This is a genomic window from Pseudomonas tehranensis, assembly GCF_014268615.1.
GTDB lineage: Bacteria > Pseudomonadota > Gammaproteobacteria > Pseudomonadales > Pseudomonadaceae > Aquipseudomonas > Aquipseudomonas tehranensis.
In genome coordinates, this window is the sequence record NZ_JABWQV010000399.1 from 1 (window position 1) to 2860 (window position 2860).

At 63.3% G+C, this 2860-nt stretch carries 2 protein-coding genes; both read left to right on the forward strand.

Going from position 1 to position 2860, the window contains the following annotated elements; genetic code table 11:
* Window positions 1-94: 94 nt before the first annotated feature.
* On the forward strand, window positions 95-1462 hold the full coding sequence (locus HU811_RS26370; RefSeq protein WP_092455356.1) for an NAD(P)-dependent oxidoreductase: 1368 nt from the start codon (window positions 95-97) through the stop codon (window positions 1460-1462).
* Window positions 1463-2737, forward strand: a complete 1275-nt coding sequence (gene preA / locus HU811_RS26375) for an NAD-dependent dihydropyrimidine dehydrogenase subunit PreA (RefSeq protein WP_186659003.1) — start codon at window positions 1463-1465, stop codon at window positions 2735-2737.
* The last annotated feature ends 123 nt before the right edge of the window (window positions 2738-2860 follow it).

A 2860-nucleotide genomic window follows, 5' to 3' on the forward strand; every position in this document is an offset into this window, starting at 1 on the left:
AGATCGCAGCCTTCGGCAGCTCCTACAGGGTTTGTGCGCAAACAAAAACACTGCCCACCAGAGGCAGCACCTCAAACACCGTGAGGCCAATTCCATGATCCAGCCCTTGAGTCACCTCCCCCATTCCCAGGAAGACCCGACCGCCCTCGCCGCGCGCTTCAGCGACCTGGCGCCGCCGCTCAACGCGCGCCAGGCCCACCTGGAAGCCTCCCGCTGCCTGTACTGCTACGACGCGCCGTGCGTGAACGCCTGTCCGAGCGAGATCGACATCCCTTCGTTCATCCGCAACATCCATCAGGACAACGTCCAGGGCGCCGCGCAAAAGATTCTCTCGGCCAATATCCTCGGCGGCAGTTGCGCCCGGGTCTGCCCCACAGAGATCCTTTGCCAGCAAGCCTGCGTACGCAACAACGCCCACGAATGCGCGCCGGTACTGATCGGCCTGTTGCAACGCTACGCCGTGGACAACGCCCACTTCAGCGAGCACCCGTTCAAACGTGCCGCCGCCACCGGCAAGCGCATTGCCGTGGTCGGCGCGGGTCCTGCAGGGTTGTCCTGTGCTCACCGCAGCGCGATGCACGGCCATGACGTGGTGGTATTCGAAGCCCGGGAAAAGGCTGGCGGCCTCAACGAATACGGAATCGCCAAATACAAGCTGGTGGACGATTATGCCCAGCGCGAGTTGGACTTTCTGCTGGACATCGGCGGCATCGAAATCCGCCACGGCCAAAAGCTTGGCGAAAACCTCAGCTTGAGTGACTTGCACCAGCAATTCGACGCCGTGTTCCTCGGCCTTGGCCTGGCCGCCAGCAAACAACTGGGCCTGAGCGATGAACAGGCGCCGGGGCTGCTGGCCGCCACCGAGTACATCCGCGAGTTGCGTCAGGCCGACGACCTCAGCCAATTGCCGCTGGCCGAGCACTGCATCGTTCTCGGCGCCGGCAACACCGCCATCGACATGGCCGTGCAGATGGCCCGTCTCGGTGCTCGGGACGTCAGCCTGGTGTACCGGCGCGGCCTTGAGGACATGGGCGCCACCGTCCATGAGCAAGACATCGCCAAGGCCAATCAGGTGCGTCTGCTGACCTGGGCCCAGCCGCAACAGGTGCTGCTGGACGAGGCCGGGAATGTGCGGGGCATGCGTTTCTCCCGCACCCATCTGGAGAACGGTCGGTTGGTCATCGGCACCGAAACCTTCGAACTGCCCGCCGACGGGATTTTCAAAGCCATCGGCCAGGCCTTCGATGACCACGCGCTGGCGGACCCTCTGGCCCGGGAACTCAAGCGCCAGGATGGACGAATCCTGGTGGACGAGCATTTGCGCACCAGCATCGCTGGCGTGTATGCCGGCGGTGACTGCACCAGCCTGGACCAGGACCTGACGGTGCAGGCGGTGCAGCACGGCAAGCTCGCCGCCGAGGCGATCAACGCTCAACTCATGCTCAACGTGGAGGCTGCGTAAATGGCCGATCTGTCGATTGTCTTCGCTGGCATCAAAGCCCCCAATCCGTTCTGGCTGGCCTCCGCGCCGCCGACCGACAAAGCCTACAACGTGGTCCGCGCCTTCGAGGCCGGTTGGGGTGGCGTGGTCTGGAAAACCCTGGGAGAGGACCCGGCGGCCGTGAACGTGTCGTCGCGTTACTCCGCCCACTTCGGCGCCAATCGCGAGGTGCTGGGCATCAATAACATTGAGCTGATCACCGACCGCTCGCTGGAGATCAACCTGCGGGAAATCACCCAGGTGAAAAAGGACTGGCCGGACCGGGCGCTGATCGTGTCGTTGATGGTGCCGTGCGTGGAAGAATCCTGGAAACGCATCCTGCCTCTGGTGGAGGCCACGGGTGCCGATGGGATCGAGCTGAACTTCGGCTGCCCCCACGGCATGCCGGAACGCGGCATGGGCGCGGCCGTCGGCCAGGTGCCGGAGTACGTCGAGCAAGTCACGCGCTGGTGCAAGACCTATTGCTCGCTGCCGGTGATCGTCAAGCTCACGCCCAACATCACCGACATCCGCGTCGCTGCCCGGGCGGCCCATCGGGGCGGCGCCGATGCAGTGTCGTTGATCAACACCATCAACTCCATCACCAGCGTCGACCTGGACCGCATGGTCGCCCTGCCCATCGTCGGCAGCCAGAGCACCCACGGCGGCTACTGCGGCTCGGCGGTCAAGCCGATCGCGCTGAACATGGTCGCCGAAATCGCCCGCGACCCGCAGACCCAGGGCTTGCCGATTTGCGGCATCGGCGGCATCGGCAGTTGGCGCGACGCGGCGGAATTCATCGCCCTGGGCAGTGGCGCCGTGCAAGTGTGCACGGCGGCGATGCTCCACGGTTTTCGGATTGTCGAAGAGATGAAGGACGGTCTGTCACGTTGGATGGACGATCACGGCCACGCCAACCTGCAGGCATTTTCCGGTCGCGCGGTGGGCAACACCACCGACTGGAAGTACCTGGACATCAACTATCAGGTCATCGCGAAGATCGACCAAGAGGCCTGCATCGGTTGCGGTCGCTGTCACATCGCCTGTGAAGACACCTCCCACCAGGCCATCGCCAGCCTCAAGCAAGCGGACGGGACGCACAAGTATGAAGTGATTGATGAAGAGTGCGTGGGCTGCAACCTCTGCCAGATTACCTGTCCGGTGCAGGATTGCATCGAAATGGTGACGGTGGAAACGGGCAAGCCGTTTTTGGACTGGAACCATGATCCGCGTAATCCCTACCATGTAGCGGTCTGAGGACTGAGGTGTCTGGACTGACGCCATCGCGAGCAGGCTCGCTCCCACACTGGGTCGTGTCGTTCACAGATTTTGTGTACGCCAGAATTCCACTGTGGGAGCGAGCCTGCTCGCGATGCTTTT